This window comes from Pseudomonas sp. W15Feb9B (assembly GCF_000828175.1).
In the GTDB taxonomy this organism is placed as follows: domain Bacteria; phylum Pseudomonadota; class Gammaproteobacteria; order Pseudomonadales; family Pseudomonadaceae; genus Aquipseudomonas; species Aquipseudomonas parakoreensis.
Window position 1 is genome coordinate 24042 of the sequence record NZ_JTKF01000073.1, and the last position, 15878, is coordinate 39919.

Here is a 15878-nt window from a genome sequence, read left to right on the forward strand (position 1 = left end):
GCGTCGATCACTCGTGATACTGCGCTGACAACTCGTGCACCGCACGCAGGAACGCGCCCGCATGCTCCGGATCGACCTCAGGGGTGATGCCGTGGCCGAGGTTGAACACATGGCCGCTGCCCTTGCCGTAGCTGGCCAGAATGCGCCCGACTTCGGTGCGGATCGCTTCCGGTTTGGCGTAGAGCACGGTCGGGTCCATGTTGCCTTGCAGCGCGACCTTGTCGCCAACACGGGCGCGGGCGTTGCCGATGTCGCAGGTCCAGTCCAGACCCAGTGCGTCGGCGCCGGCCTCGGCGATGCTTTCCAGCCACAGGCCGCCGTTCTTGGTGAAGAGGATCACCGGCACCTTGCGCCCGTCGTGTTCGCGAATCAGGCCGCTGACGATTTTCTTCATGTAGGCCAGGGAAAATTCCTGATACGCCGCCGCCGACAGGTTGCCGCCCCAGGTATCGAAGATCTGCACCGCTTGCGCGCCGGCCTGGATCTGGCCGTTGAGGTACGAGGTCACCGACTGCGCCAGCTTGTCCAGCAGCAGGTGCATGGCTTGCGGGTTGTCGTAGAGCATCGCCTTGGTCTTGCGGAAGTCTTTCGACGAACCGCCTTCGACCATGTAGGTCGCCAAGGTCCACGGGCTGCCTGAGAAGCCGATCAGCGGCACACGGCCGTTCAGCTCGCGGCGGATGGTGCTGACCGCGTCCATCACATAGCCGAGATCCTTGTGTGGATCCGGGATCGGCAGCGCTTCGATGTCCGCCAGGGTGCTGACGACTTTCTTGAAGCGCGGACCTTCACCGGTCTCGAAGTACAGGCCCTGGCCCATGGCATCGGGAATGGTGAGGATGTCGGAAAACAGGATCGCCGCGTCCAGTTGCGGGTAGCGGTCGAGCGGTTGCAACGTGACTTCGCAAGCGAATTCCGGATTCATGCACAGGCTCATGAAATCACCTGCCTGGGCACGGCTGGCGCGGTATTCAGGCAGGTAGCGGCCGGCCTGGCGCATCATCCACACCGGGGTGACGTCAACGGGTTGCTTGAGCAGGGCGCGGAGGAAACGGTCGTTCTTCAGGGCAGTCATGTCGGCATCCGGAAAAAAAGTGCGGGCATTTTCTCAGAGCGCGACGCAAAAGGCACGGATGCAGGTCAGCCTTTTGTCTATCGGGTCAATTTATTGCGTTGGAATGCAAATTTTTGCAGCAACACAAAGCACTGTGGGAGCTGGCTTGCCAGCGATGCAGGCAACTCGGTTTCTCAGGTAAACCTAGTTGATGCTATCGCTGGCAAGCCAGCTCCCACAGGTATTGCATTCCAAATATTGGAAGTTGATCAGACGCCCAGGTAATCGAGGATCCCTTCAGCCGCATTGCGGCCTTCGAAGATCGCCGTCACCACCAGGTCGGAACCGCGCACCATGTCGCCACCGGCGAAGATTTTCGGGTTGCTGGTCTGGTGCTTGTACTGACCTTGCTCAGGCGCGACGACGCGGCCCTGGCTGTCGGTCTGGATTTCGAACTGTTCGAACCACGGTGCCGGGCTCGGGCGGAAACCGAACGCGATGACCACGGCGTCGGCCGGGATGATCTCTTCGGAGCCCGGGATCGGCTCGGGGCTGCGACGTCCACGGGCGTCCGGCTCACCGAGACGGGTCTCGACCACTTTCACGCCTTCGACCTTGTCTTCGCCGACGATCGCGATCGGCTGGCGGTTGTAGAGGAATTTCACGCCTTCTTCCTTGGCGTTCTTCACCTCTTTGCGCGAGCCGGGCATGTTCGCTTCGTCACGACGATAGGCGCAGGTCACCGACTTGGCGCCCTGGCGGATCGAGGTGCGGTTGCAGTCCATCGCCGTGTCGCCACCACCGAGCACCACAACCTTCTTGCCTTTCATGTCGACGAAATCTTCCGGCGACTTTTCAAAGCCCAGGTTGCGGTTGACGTTGGCAATCAGGAAATCCAGCGCGTCGTAGACGCCCGGCAGATCCTCACCGGCAAAACCGCCCTTCATGTAGGTGTAGGTGCCCATGCCCATGAACACCGCATCGTATTCGGCGAGCAGTTGCTCCATGGTCACGTCCTTGCCGACCTCGGTGTTGAGGCGGAATTCGATGCCCATCCCGGTGAAGACTTCGCGCCGATTGCTCAGCACGGTCTTCTCAAGCTTGAACTCGGGAATGCCGAAGGTCAGCAGACCGCCGATTTCCGGGTTCTTGTCGAACACCACCGGGGTCACGCCGCCACGCACCAGCACGTCAGCACAACCCAGACCCGCCGGGCCGGCACCGATGATCGCGACACGCTTGCCGGTCGGCTTGACCTTGGACATGTCCGGGCGCCAGCCCATGGCGAACGCGGTATCGGTGATGTACTTCTCGACCGAACCGATGGTCACCGCACCGAAACCGTCGTTGAGGGTGCAGGCACCCTCGCACAGACGATCCTGCGGGCAGACCCGGCCGCAGACTTCCGGCAGGGTGTTGGTCTGGTGCGACAGCTCGGCAGCCTGGAGGATGTTGCCCTCGGCCACCAGCTTCAGCCAGTTGGGAATGAAGTTGTGCACCGGGCACTTCCATTCGCAATACGGGTTGCCGCAACCCAGGCAGCGGTGGGCCTGGTCGGCCGACTGCTGGGGTTTGAACGGTTCGTAGATCTCGACGAACTCTTTCTTGCGTTGACGCAACAGTTTCTTCTTCGGATCCTTGCGCCCGACATCGATGAACTGGAAGTCGTTATTCAGACGTTCAGCCATTGTTAAAACCTCATCAAACTCTTCAGGCGCATATCACTGCGGGTTGGCACGAGTGCTGGAAAGCAACGATTTCAGGTTGGCAGCCTTAGGCTTCACCAGCCAGAAACGACGCAGGTAGTCATCAAGGTTCTCGGCGAGTTCACGACCCCACTCGCTCTCGGTTTCCTTGACGTACTCGTTCAGCACGTTCTGCAGGTGGCTGCGGTAGGCTTCCATCGCCTCGCCGCTGATCCGCTGGATTTCCACCAGTTCGTGATTGACCCGGTCAACGAAGGTGTTGTCCTGGTCGAGCACGTAGGCGAAACCACCGGTCATGCCAGAGCCGAAGTTGTAACCGGTCTTGCCCAAAACGCAGACGAAACCACCGGTCATGTACTCGCAGCAGTGATCGCCAGTGCCTTCCACAACGGTGTGGGCACCGGAGTTACGCACAGCGAAACGCTCGCCCGCAGTACCAGCGGCGAACAGCTTGCCGCCGGTGGCGCCGTACAGGCAGGTGTTGCCGATGATGGCGCTGTTCTGAGTCTGATAGACGCTGCCCTTCGGCGGCACGATGACCAGTTTGCCGCCGGTCATGCCTTTGCCGACGTAGTCGTTGGCGTCGCCTTCCAGATACATGTTCAGACCGCCGGCGTTCCACACGCCGAAGCTCTGACCGGCCGTGCCTTTGAAGCGGAAGGTGATCGGCGCATTGGCCATGCCCTGATTGCCGTGCTTGCGCGCGATTTCGCCGGAGATCCGCGCACCGATCGAACGGTCGCAGTTGCAGATATCCAGATCGAACTCGGCGCCGCTGAGGTCATTGATCGCCGAAGTCACCATGTCGACCATTTTCTCGGCCAGCAGGCCCTGGTCGAACGGCGGGTTGCGCTCAACGCCGCAGAATTGCGGTTTGTCCGCCGGGATGTGATCGCTGCCCAGCAGGGGGGTCAGGTCCAGGTGATGCTGCTTGGCGGTCTGGCCTTCGAGGACTTCCAGCAGATCGGTGCGGCCGATCAGCTCCTCGAGGGAACGCACACCCAGTTTGGCCAGCCACTCACGGGTTTCTTCGGCGACGTAGGTGAAGAAGTTCACCACCATGTCGACGGTGCCGATGTAGTGATCCTTGCGCAGCTTCTCGTTCTGGGTCGCGACGCCGGTGGCGCAGTTGTTCAGGTGGCAGATACGCAGGTATTTGCAGCCCAGCGCGATCATCGGCGCAGTACCGAAGCCGAAGCTTTCGGCGCCGAGGATCGCGGCCTTGATCACGTCGAGGCCGGTTTTCAGGCCACCGTCGGTCTGCACCCGGACTTTGCCGCGCAGGTCGTTGCCGCGCAGGGTCTGGTGGGTTTCGGCCAGGCCGAGTTCCCACGGAGCGCCCGCGTATTTGATCGAGGTCAGCGGCGAAGCACCGGTACCACCGTCGTAGCCGGAGATGGTGATCAAGTCCGCGTAGGCCTTGGCCACACCGGCGGCGATGGTGCCGACGCCTGCTTCCGCTACCAGTTTCACCGAGACCAGCGCCTTCGGGTTGACCTGTTTCAGGTCAAAGATCAGTTGCGACAAGTCTTCGATCGAGTAGATGTCGTGGTGCGGCGGTGGCGAAATCAGGGTCACGCCCGGCACTGCATAACGCAGCTTGGCGATCAGCCCGTTGACCTTACCGCCCGGCAGTTGCCCGCCCTCGCCCGGTTTGGCGCCCTGAGCGACCTTGATCTGCAGCACTTCGGCGTTGACCAGGTATTCCGGGGTCACCCCGAAACGGCCGGTCGCGACCTGCTTGATTTTCGAACTCTTGATGGTGCCGTAACGTGCTGGGTCCTCACCGCCTTCGCCGGAGTTGGAACGCGCACCGAGGCGGTTCATGGCTTCGGCCAGGGCTTCGTGAGCTTCCGGCGACAGGGCGCCCAGCGAGATACCGGCGGAGTCGAAGCGCTTGAGCACCGATTCCAGCGGCTCGACTTCACTGATGTCCAGCGGTTTGTCGAGGGTCTTGACCTTGAACAGGTCACGGATCATCGACACCGGACGGTTGTCCACCAGCGAGGTGTATTCCTTGAACTTGGCATAGTCGCCCTGCTGCACGGCGGCTTGCAAAGTGTTGACCACGTCCGGGTTGTACGCGTGGTATTCGCCACCGTGGACGAACTTCAGCAGACCGCCCTGCTGGATCGGCTTGCGCGGACTCCAGGCTTCGGTAGCGAGGGCTTTCTGCTCGGCTTCGATGTCGACGAAACGCGCACCCTTGATGCGGCTCGGCACGCCACGGAAGCTCAGCTCGCACACTTCTTCGGACAGACCGATGGCTTCGAACAGCTGTGCACCGCGATAGGACGCGATGGTCGAGATGCCCATCTTCGACAGGATCTTCAACAGACCTTTGGTGATGCCTTTGCGGTAATTCTTGAATACCTCGTAGAGGTCACCCAGCACTTCACCGGTACGGATCAGGTCGCCCAGCACTTCGTAGGCCAGGAACGGATACACCGCCGAGGCGCCGAAACCGATCAGCACCGCGAAGTGGTGCGGATCGCGGGCGGTCGCGGTTTCCACGAGGATGTTGGAATCGCAGCGCAGGCCTTTTTCGGTCAGGCGGTGGTGCACCGCGCCGGTGGCCAGCGAAGCGTGGATCGGCAGCTTGCCCGGGGCGATATGGCGGTCACTCAGGACGATCTGGGTACGTCCGGCACGCACGGCTTCTTCAGCCTGATCGGCAACGTTGCGGATCGCCGCTTCGAGGCCGACGCTTTCGTCGTAGTTGAGGTCGATGATCTGCCGCTCGAAACCCGGGCGGTCGAGGTTCATCAGCGAGCGCCACTTGGCCGGCGAGATCACTGGCGAGCTGAGGATCACGCGCGAGGCGTGCTCCGGCGATTCCTGGAAGATGTTGCGCTCGGCACCGAGGCAGATCTCCAGCGACATCACGATCGCTTCACGCAGCGGGTCGATCGGCGGGTTGGTCACCTGCGCGAACTGCTGGCGGAAATAGTCGTATGGCGTGCGCACGCGCTGCGACAGCACGGCCATCGGCGTGTCGTCGCCCATCGAACCCACGGCTTCGTAGCCCTGTTCGCCAAGCGGACGCAGCACCTGATCACGCTCTTCGAACGTGACCTGATACATCTTCATGTATTGCTTGAGCTGATCGACGTCGTAGAACGCCGAACCGTGGTCGTTGTCTTCCATGGTCGCCTGGATGCGCAGGGCATTCTTGCGCAACCATTGCTTGTACGGATGACGGGATTTCAGACGGTTGTCGATCGCGTCGGTGTCGAGGATCTGCCCGGTCTCGGTGTCCACGGCGAGGATCTGGCCCGGGCCGACACGGCCCTTGGCGATCACGTCTTGCGGCTGGTAGTTCCAGACGCCGATTTCCGACGCAACGGTGATGAAGCCGTTGGTGGTGGTGACCCAGCGCGCCGGACGCAGACCGTTACGGTCGAGCAGGCACACCGCGTAACGACCATCGGTCATCACCACGCCGGCCGGGCCGTCCCACGGTTCCATGTGCATCGAGTTGTACTCGTAGAACGCACGCAGATCCGGGTCCATGGTTTCAACGTTCTGCCACGCTGGCGGAATGATCATCCGCACGCCACGGAACAGGTCGATGCCACCGGTAACCATCAGTTCGAGCATGTTGTCCATGCTCGAGGAGTCGGAACCGACACGGTTGACCAGCGGGCCGAGTTCTTCCAGATCCATCAGATCGTTGGTGAACTTGGTCCGACGGGCCTGCGCCCAGTTACGGTTACCGGTAATGGTGTTGATCTCGCCGTTGTGCGCGAGGAAGCGGAATGGCTGAGCCAGCGGCCATTTCGGCAGGGTGTTGGTGGAGAAGCGCTGGTGGAACACGCAGATCGCGGTTTGCAGGCGCTGATCGCCGAGGTCCGGATAGAACGCGGCCAGGTCGGCCGGCATCATCAGGCCTTTATAGATGATGGTCTTGTGCGAAAAGCTGCAGATGTAGTGGTCGGTATCGGCGGCGTTGGCCACCGACGAGCGACGACGGGCGCTGAACAGCTTGACCGCCATGTCCTGATCGCTCAGGCCTTCACCGCCGATGTACACCTGCTCGATTTGCGGCAGACGCTCAAGGGCCAGACGGCCGAGGACGCTGGTGTCGATCGGCACTTTGCGCCAGCCGATCAGTTGCAGGCCTTCAGCGAGGATCTCGCGGTTCATGTTCTCGCGAGCGGCTTCGGCCTTGGCCGGGTCCTGATTGAAGAAGACCATGCCCACGGCATATTGCTTGGGCAGCACGACGCTGAAGTTTTCCTGGGCCATCGCCCGCAGGAAGGCATCGGGCTTTTGAATCAGCAGACCGCAACCGTCACCGGTCTTGCCGTCGGCATTAATCCCACCGCGGTGGGTCATGCAGGTCAGGGCCTCGATGGCCGTTTGCAAAAGGGTATGACTGGGCTCGCCCTGCATATGGGCTATCAGGCCGAAACCGCAGTTATCCTTGAATTCATCTGGTTGGTACAGACCTGCTTTCATAGACACTTTCTCACCAGGCTGCCTCTTTACGAGGCAAATTTCTTTTCAATTCAACCACTTGCTTGCCGCGCCGAACGTACGCCGGCTTTGCGGGGGCAAAAGGGTGGTCATTGTACACAGCGACACAGACGCTCACAAATTTGACGACGAAATGTCGCAAATTCATGTCGCATTTGTGAAAGGTTTAAAGCGATCTGCTGTGCTAGTCAAAACTTTTTTAATTCTGACTGCAACGACTCAAAGACTACTGTGACGCAGACACCACAAGGCACGCGGTCTGTAGAGACGGCGCGCACTTGTAGAAATTTTGAGGTGCTTGGAGAGGCGGCCTGGGTAAGGCCGCCGAATCTTCAGCGAGTTGTTGCCAGTTCCTGTTGGACGCTGGCGACAGTGCGAGGCCAAGGTTTACCAGCCTGAACCTTCGCTGGCAAGGCCTTGATGGCAGAAACGGCTGCATCACGATTGGCGAAGTTGCCATAGGTGATCACGTAGAGTGGCTTGCCGTTGAGGACTTTCTTGAAATAACGGTACTCACCGCCCTGCTCCTTGACGAAGTTTTGCGCGGTCGCTTCGGAGCTGGTGCCCAAGATCTGCACCACATAGTTGCTGGTCGGCTGACCGGCGTACCAGTTGCCACCGGCAGCCTTGGCCACGGTAACCGGCTTCTCGGCCGGTTTGGCGGCAGCAACAGGCTTGGCCGGCGCCGGGGCCGGTTTGGCCGCTGGCGCTGCCGGAGCAGGCTTGGCGGTAGCGACCTGAGTCGGTGCCGGGGTCGGCTTGGCCGCCGGAACAGGTACTGGCGTCGGCGCTGGACCGGCCGGAACACCTGCCGGTGGTGCGGAAGTCGTTACGGTCGGCGGCGTCGCGCTGGAACCTTCGACCGGCACGCCATCGTCACCTTCGGTGATGCCGCCTGCGGCCTCAGCCAACGGGCCGCGCATTACCGGCTGCGAGTTGCCGACCAGCGGCAGCGGCATCGGCTGGGTATTGCCGGCGAACTCGACGTTCGGCGCGCCACCCTTGGCGCCTTGGCCCAACGGCAGTTGTGCCTGTTCGTTGGCAGGTGTGCCGGTGGTTGGTGCCTTGTTGCGACCCGGCATCAGCCAGGCGGCGGCGACCGCGACCACAACGACGGCGGAAATCGCCAATACGTGTTTCTTCGGCATGTTGAACCCCATACTTGGACGCTTGACCGCAGAGCGGCTGGCAATCATGACTTCGATCAGTGCATCGCGAGCGACCTGGTTGATGTTGCCAGGCCAACCCTCCGAGCTTTCGTGAATCTCAGAGATCTGATCCGCGGTAAAAAGTTCGACACCCCGGCCCGCACCTTCGAGCCGTTGGTCGAGATATTCGCGGGTCTCTTCTTCGGTGTACGGCTGCAATTCGATGACGTGGAAGCGCTCTTCCTCAAGGTGCAAGGCCTCGAGCTGCGCGATCAGCGACGACTCACCGAACAGGAACACGTGCGGGCGACCTTCCGGTGCACCGGCACCCAGCGCCATCAGCGCTTCGAGCGCGGATTCGTCGAGCTGCTCGGCGTCATCCACCAGCAGATAGACTTCCTGACCAGTGAGCGCCAGTTGTACCACCTGCGCCAGAATCGCGCCGACCTCGGCCTGCCCAACATCCAGCGCCTGAGCAACCTGACGCAGCACCCCGGCGGCATCGCCCGCTCCACGGGCCGAAACCACAACGCTTTGCACCGATTGCTTGTTGGTGCTGGCTACCAGCGCCTGGCGCAGCAGAGTCTTGCCGCTGCCTTGCGGGCCAGTGACCACCAGCAGCAACTGGCTGTAACGCGCCAGATGGTGCAGTTGCCCCAGCACCGGCTTGCGCTGGGCCGGGAAGAATTTGAAGCCCGGCACCCGCGGCGCGAAAGGGTCGTGACTTAACTGGAAATGGCCGAGGAACGCCTCGTCGGCATGCAAACTAGTCATCGGAATCTTATTAACCTTTAAGCTGAGCCAGAGCGCGGTAATCCGCTCCCAGCGTGGCCTGTAAAACCTCTTTCGGATAATCGGCGGTCACCACCGCTTCGCCCATCCGGCGCAGCAGCACCAGGCGCAGACGACCGTCGATCACTTTTTTATCAATTGCCATGTGTTCGAGAAAATCGGCTTCGGTCATTTCTTCCGGCGGGATCACCGGCAGACCGGCACGCTGGAACAGACGAATGCCGCGGTCACGTTCCTGCTCGCTGATCCAGCCCAGGCGCGCGGACATGTCCAGCGCCATCACGGTGCCAGCGGCGACCGCCTCACCATGCAACCAGACACCATAGCCCATGTGGGTCTCGATGGCGTGGCCGAAGGTGTGGCCGAGGTTGAGCGTGGCACGCACGCCGGTTTCCTTCTCATCGGCACCGACCACCGCAGCCTTGGCCGCGCAGGAACGCTCAATGGCGTAGGTCAGGGCCTTCTGATCCAGTGCGCGCAGGGCATCGATGTTTTCTTCAAGCCAGCTCAGGAACGGCTCGTCGCAGATCAGCCCGTATTTGATGACTTCGGCCAGACCGGCCGACAACTCACGCGCTGGCAGGGTTTTCAGCGATGCGGTATCGATCAGCACGACGTTCGGCTGATAGAACGCGCCGACCATGTTCTTGCCCAGCGGATGGTTGATACCGGTCTTGCCGCCCACCGACGAATCGACCTGGGACAGCAGCGTGGTAGGAATCTGGATGAAATCGACACCGCGCTGGTAGCAGGCGGCGGCAAAACCGGCCATGTCACCGATGACCCCGCCGCCGAGGGCGATGATCGTGGTGCGGCGGTCATGACGGGCAGTCAGCAGGCCGTCGAAGATCAGTTGCAGGGTTTCCCAGTTCTTGAAGGCTTCGCCGTCCGGCAGCACCACGGAAATCACCGAGAACGGCGCAAGGCTGCGGGTCAGACGTTCGAGATAGAGCGGCGCAACGGTCTCGTTGGAGATGATTGCCACCTGCCGCCCGTGGATATGCGGCGCCAGCAACTCGGGCTGATCCAACAAACCTTCGCCAATATGAATCGGGTAGCTGCGCTCGCCTAGATCGACCTTGAGTGTCTGCATGTGTCCCCACAGTGAAGATGGAAGCAGGCGTCCTGCCTTGAATTATTGGATGTCCGCGACCTTTAGCTGATGTGACGCCGCTCGCACGCCATCCGCCACAACCTCGACGGCGGTGACCGGACGCCGAGGATAGCGCATTTCCGGCGGCGCTTTAACGGGGTGGAAGCTGTGCCAGACGGTCGAGAATGTCGAGCACCACCATGCGCGGTGGCCGTTCGTCGGTTTCCACCACCAGATCGGCGATCTCTCGATAGAGCGGATCGCGGATCTCCAGCAGGTCTCGCAGGGTTTTCGCCGGATCGGCGGTGCGCAACAAAGGGCGATTGCGATCGCGCGACGTACGCCCGACCTGCTGCTCGACGGAGGCGTGCAGATACACCACCCGTCCGCCCGCGTGCAGGGCCTTGCGGTTGGCATCGCGCATCACCGCGCCGCCGCCGGTCGCCAGCACCACACCGTCGAACGCGCACAGCTCGGCGATCATCGCCTGCTCACGGTCACGAAAGCCGGGTTCGCCTTCCTTGTCGAAGATCCACGGGATATTGGCGCCCGTGCGCAGTTCAATTTCCTTGTCGGAATCTTTGAACGGCAGGCGCAGCTCTTTGGCCAGCAACCGGCCGATGGTGCTTTTTCCAGCGCCCATCGGTCCTACAAGAATCAAATTTCGCACAGAATCAACGACTCACAGCAATCGCCTGGTTATTCATGATACGCGGAGTGAGAAATACCAGCAGCTCGGATTTTTTCTCCGAAACCACATCACGCCGGAAAAGGCGGCCAAGATACGGCACATCGCCAAGAAATGGCACCTTATCTACGACCTTGCTTTGAGTATTTGAGAAAACGCCCCCAATCACGATGGTCTCGCCGTCGTTTACCAGCACTTTGGCGTTGACTTCGTTCTTCTTGATCGGCGGTACATCCTGCACTTTGTTCAGGTAGTCCGGTTCGTCCTTGGTGACCTTGACCTCCATGATGATGCGGTTGTCGGGGGTGATCTGCGGCGTCACTTCCAGCGACAGCGAAGCCTCCTTGAACGACACCGACGTCGCACCGCTGGAGCTGGCTTCCTGGTACGGAATCTCGGTGCCTTTGAGGATTTTCGCGGTCTCCTTGTCGGAGGTAACCACTTTCGGCTGGGAGACGATCTCACCATTGCCGGTCTTTTCCATGGCGGTCAGCTCAAGATCGAGCAACACGTTATCGGTGATAAAAGCGATGCCGATCCCGGATGTGTTACCGACCGTGCCCATGTCGACGAACGGCGAGTTGGTGCTGGTACTGCCCGGTGTGCCGATGGTGGTCGAGGTGCCGTTACTGACCCCGGAGGTGTTCCAGTTGCCCTTGTTCTGGATCGAACCGCCCCAGCGCACGCCCAGGCTCTTGTCGTAATCAACGTTGGCTTCGACGATCCGCGCTTCGATCATCACCTGACGCACCGGTATATCCAGCTGCGCCACGATCCGCCGCAGTTCGTCGAGGCGATCCTGGGTCTGGTAGGCAATGATGTTGTTGGTCCGTTCATCGACCGTGATCGAGCCGCGTTCATCGATTTTCGCTTCGGCACTGGTCACCGACTGGAACAACTTGGCAATGTCCGCCGCTTTGGCGTAGTTCACTTGCAGCAGCTCGCGACGCAGCGGTGCCAGCTCGGCGATCTGTTTTTGCGACTCCAGCTCCTGGCGTTCGCGGGCGGCAATTTCGTCGGCCGGCGCCACCAGCAACACGTTGCCGATCTTGCGCTTGTCCAGACCTTTGGTCTTCAGCACCAGATCCAGCGCCTGATCCCATGGCACGTTTTGCAGACGCAAGGTGATCCCGCCCTGCACCGTATCGCTGGCCACCAGATTGAGGTTGGTGAAATCGGCGATCAGTTGCAGCACCGAGCGCACGTCGATGTCCTGGAAATTCAGCGAAAGCTTTTCGCCGCTGTAGCTGTTGCGGTCAGCGTTGCGCTTTTGCAGATCATCGACGGTCATCGGGCGAATGCTGACGGTCAGCTTGTTGTCGGTCTGGTAGGTGGAATAGTCGAACGTGCCGCTGGGCTCGACGGTGATCACCGCGCGATCGCCAGTGGCGGCGGCATTGACGAACTGCACCGGGGTGGCGAAGTCCTTGACGTCGAGGCGTACCCGCAGCCTGTCGGGCAACTGGGTGCGGGCAAAGCTGAGAATGATCTTGCCGTCATGCTCCTGGATGTCCGGGGCGATGGTCGGGTCCGACAGGTCGATGACCACATTCCCCTCCCCTGCAGTACCGCGCTGGAAATCGACGCCACGAATGGTTTTGGCGACAGGGGTGTAAGCCTTCGCCGGAGCCGCAACCGGTCGCGGCGCAGCAGCGGCAGGCTTTGGCGCAGCAGGCTTGGCGCCCTGCCCGACCACCACGAACAGATTGTTGCCCTCGACCCGTGAGGTATACGGCGTCAGTTGCGTCAGGTTGATGATCAGACGCGTGCGGTCGCTGGCTTCGACCACTGTCGCACTGCGGGCGTTGCCGCTGCCCAGATCGCGGGTCTTGTTCGTCAGTTGGCTGGCGACACCCGGCAGGTCCAGGGCGATTCGCGCCGGCGATTCGGTGGTGTAGCCCTTGGGTTGCGGTGGCGGACTATCAAACGCCAGCCTCAACTCGACACGGTCACCCGGTAACGCCGCGACATCCAGCGCCTTGAGACTGGCCGCCTGAACCATCGGTGAAAGCAGCGCTATCCATAGCGAAAAACCGAGGGTGGAGAAAATCCTGTTCATTGTTCGACTTCCACTATGAGTGCTCTTTCAAAGGAATGGTGCGCGGACGTTCCAGCCAGGCGCCTTCGCCGTCGGGCACGATCTCGACCACATCGACCTGAGTGGCGCTGATGGCGACGATGCGCCCATCGTTGCGCCCCAGGTAGTCGCCGACTTTCAACCGATGCACCCCGCCCGCCCCGCGCAGCAGCGCAAAGGAGCCGGAGGCATTGGAGATCGTGCCGACCATTTCAAACTGCTCGATGTTGAAACCTTCGAGGTATTGCTTGACCCGGTTGGGGTCGGGTTTGACGTTGCGCGAGCCGCGCTGGTGCCCGGCCAGATCGACTCGCACCTGACGCGAGAACGGGCTGCGCAGGTTGGCCGCGCTGTAGGTGAACGTGGGATAGGAATGAAACGTCGGCGTCGGCTCGATACGGCCGGCCGGCCGCAGACGTACTTCGTTCATGTAGGCGTCGAGGTCACTGAACTCGTCACTGCCGCCGCAACCACTGAGGCCGAACAACAGCACTGACAGGGCGAAAAAACGAAACGGGGTCATTTGTCCAACCCCTTGTCGTTGTAGCGGTAAGTCTTGGCGAGGATGTTCATGCGCAGCTTCGTCCCGCCATCGGGGCTGGCAGGTGCCAGTTCGAAATCGTGCAAGGTGACGATCCGTGGCAACCCGGCAACCCCACTGACGAACGTCGCAAGGTCGTGGTAAGCCCCGGTGACGGTGATCTGGATCGGCAACTCGATGTAGAACGGCTGAGTCACTTCCGGCAGCAGTTTGATCTCTTCAAATTCGAGACCGCTGCCCAGCCCGGTGCGGGTGATGTCTTCGAGCAATCCCGGGACTTCGGTGTCGCTGGGCAACTGCCGCAGGAGCACGCCAAAAGTGTTTTCCATCTCCTTCATCTGCTGGGTGTACAGCTCCAGGTTGGCGGCCATGCGCGCCTTGCTGGCGAATTGCTCTTTCAAGGTGTCTTCTTCCTGACGCCTGGCTTCCAGCTGGTTTTCCATGTCGCTGATGAAAAAGTTGTAGCCAAGCGCCAGCACCAGCACCGCCAGGAACACTCCCGCGATGCTTTTCACCGCGGTTGGCCAGGAGCCGATATTGCTGGTGTCCAGATCGTTGAAGTCGATATTGCGCAGACTTTGCAGCCATTCGGACGGTTTCATTTGTCGCCCTCCGTCACGGCCGGCTGGGTCTGACGAACGGTCAGTTGAAAGACGTTGGCCTGGTCCACCTGACCGGCAGTCGTCGCTTTCACTTCATTGAGACTCGGCGCGTCGAACCAGTCTGAGGCGTCCAGATTGCGCATCAGCTCCGAAACGCGATTGTTCGACTCGGCCGCGCCGCTGATCGACAGCGTCTTGCCGGCCAGTTTCACGCTGGTGAAATACACCCCGTCCGGCAGCGTGCGCGCCAGTTGGTCGAAGATCCGCCCGCTGATCTGCCGGTTGCCCTGCAAGTCCTGGATGATGCGCATGCGCTCGACCAGTTGCTGGCGCCGCGCCTTGAGTTCGCTGATTTGCTTGATTCGTTCGTCGACCACGGCAATCTGTTTGCCGATGTAGGCATTGCGCTCGGCCTGCCGCTCGATGGCGGTACTGAAGATCTGATCGGCGATAAATACCGCGCCCACCGAGCCGACGAAGACTCCAATGAGAATCAGCAGGAAACGCTTGCGCCGCTCTTCGCGGCGTTCTTCACGCCAGGGGAGAAGGTTGATCCGCGCCATCAGTCGAAACTCCTGAGCGCGAGCCCGCAGGCGATCATCAGGGCCGGCGCGTCACTGGCCAGGGCCCCGGCGTTGACCTTGCTGCTCAAGGCCATGTCGGAAAACGGGTTGGCGACCTGGGTCGGGGTGCCCAGACGCTGCTCGATCAGGCGATCCAGCCCCGGTACCGAGGCTGTGCCGCCGGCCAGCAGAATGTGATCGACCGAATGGTACTGCCCGGAGGCGAAAAAGAACTGCAATGAGCGCGAGACCTGCTGCACCAGGGCGTCACGGAATGGCTGCAACACCTCGCTGACATAGTCATCCGGCAGACCGCCCTGCTTTTTCGCCAGTCCGGCCTGCTCGACGGTCAGACCGTAGCGGCGCTGGATTTCCTCGGTCAGTTGCCGGCCACCGAACAGTTGCTCGCGAGTATAGATGATGCGGCCGTTGTGCAGGACGCTGAGGGTGGTCATGGTGGCGCCGATGTCCACCACGGCGACAGTCAGACGTTCCTGCGAGGCGGCCAATTGAGTGGCGAGCAGGCCGAACGAGCGCTCCAGCGCGTAGGCCTCGACATCGACCACGCGCGCAGTCAGCCCGGCCAGCGCCAGCGCTGCCTCGCGAACTTCGACATTCTCCTTGCGACAGGCGGCCAGCAGCACGTTGACCCGCTCCGGGTTGCGTGGCGACACACCCTGGACCTCGAAATCGATGGCGACCTCGTCCAGCGGGTAGGGGATGTATTGATCGGCCTCGATCTTGAGCTGGTTTTCCAGTTCGTCATCGGTCAGCCCGGCATCCATCTCGATGATCTTGGTAATCACCGCTGAACCGGCCACCGCCACCGCCACGCTTTTGAGCCCGGTGCGCGCCTTGACCAGTACACGGGACAAGGCATTGCCCACGCCTTCAAGCTCGGCGATGTTCTTTTCGACCACCGCGTTGGGCGGCAGCGGCTCCACCGCGTAGGCTTCGACCCGGTAGCGGTCGCCCTGACGGCTGAGCTCCAGCAGCTTCACCGAAGTGGAGCTGATGTCGATCCCCAGTAACGTATCGGTCTTTTTATTGAAGAGTCCCAGCACTACCAATTCCCTATGACTTTCCGTGAGTTACGGACTCTGTAATACGTCTTGCGTTCCTTGATCACGCCTTG

Annotated in this window: 11 protein-coding genes; all 11 read right to left on the reverse strand. The window is 61.2% G+C overall.

Translation table 11 applies throughout. From position 1 onward, the window contains the following. Positions 1–7: 7 nt before the first annotated feature. Positions 8–1075 carry a uroporphyrinogen decarboxylase gene (gene hemE, locus OC71_RS26330; RefSeq protein ID WP_007968321.1) on the reverse strand — a complete coding sequence of 356 codons (1068 nt, stop codon included), beginning with the start codon at positions 1073–1075 and terminating at the stop codon, positions 8–10. Between the two features lie 248 nt (positions 1076–1323). Beyond that, a complete protein-coding gene (locus tag OC71_RS26335; protein WP_007909438.1) occupies positions 1324–2742 on the reverse strand; it encodes an FAD-dependent oxidoreductase in 1419 nt (472 codons plus the stop codon). A 33-nt stretch (positions 2743–2775) separates the two neighbouring features. After that, complete coding sequence (gene gltB, locus OC71_RS26340; RefSeq protein ID WP_041074906.1) at positions 2776–7221, reverse strand: glutamate synthase large subunit; 4446 nt, start codon at positions 7219–7221, stop codon at positions 2776–2778. Between the two features lie 350 nt (positions 7222–7571). After that, positions 7572–9161: an AAA family ATPase gene (locus tag OC71_RS26345; RefSeq protein WP_041074908.1), complete on the reverse strand. Its 1590-nt coding sequence runs from the start codon at positions 9159–9161 to the stop codon at positions 7572–7574. A gap of 10 nt (positions 9162–9171) precedes the next feature. Next, complete coding sequence (gene aroB / locus OC71_RS26350; protein ID WP_041074910.1) at positions 9172–10272, reverse strand: 3-dehydroquinate synthase; 1101 nt, start codon at positions 10270–10272, stop codon at positions 9172–9174. A gap of 151 nt (positions 10273–10423) precedes the next feature. Further along, a complete protein-coding gene (aroK, locus tag OC71_RS26355; RefSeq protein ID WP_027611316.1) occupies positions 10424–10942 on the reverse strand; it encodes a shikimate kinase AroK in 519 nt (172 codons plus the stop codon). Between the two features lie 4 nt (positions 10943–10946). After that, positions 10947–13019: a type IV pilus secretin PilQ gene (gene pilQ / locus OC71_RS26360; RefSeq protein WP_041074912.1), complete on the reverse strand. Its 2073-nt coding sequence runs from the start codon at positions 13017–13019 to the stop codon at positions 10947–10949. A 13-nt stretch (positions 13020–13032) separates the two neighbouring features. Then, positions 13033–13560 carry a pilus assembly protein PilP gene (locus tag OC71_RS26365; RefSeq protein WP_041074914.1) on the reverse strand — a complete coding sequence of 176 codons (528 nt, stop codon included), beginning with the start codon at positions 13558–13560 and terminating at the stop codon, positions 13033–13035. Further along, positions 13557–14180, reverse strand: coding sequence for a type 4a pilus biogenesis protein PilO (pilO, locus tag OC71_RS26370; protein ID WP_041074916.1), 624 nt, complete (start codon positions 14178–14180; stop codon positions 13557–13559). Before pilO ends, OC71_RS26365 begins: the two co-directional genes overlap by 4 nt. Beyond that, positions 14177–14743, reverse strand: coding sequence for a PilN domain-containing protein (locus OC71_RS26375; protein ID WP_041074918.1), 567 nt, complete (start codon positions 14741–14743; stop codon positions 14177–14179). Before OC71_RS26375 ends, pilO begins: the two co-directional genes overlap by 4 nt. Continuing rightward, positions 14743–15807: a pilus assembly protein PilM gene (locus OC71_RS26380; protein ID WP_041074920.1), complete on the reverse strand. Its 1065-nt coding sequence runs from the start codon at positions 15805–15807 to the stop codon at positions 14743–14745. The genes OC71_RS26375 and OC71_RS26380 overlap by 1 nt, the downstream gene beginning before the upstream one ends. Between the last annotated feature and the right edge of the window lie 71 nt (positions 15808–15878).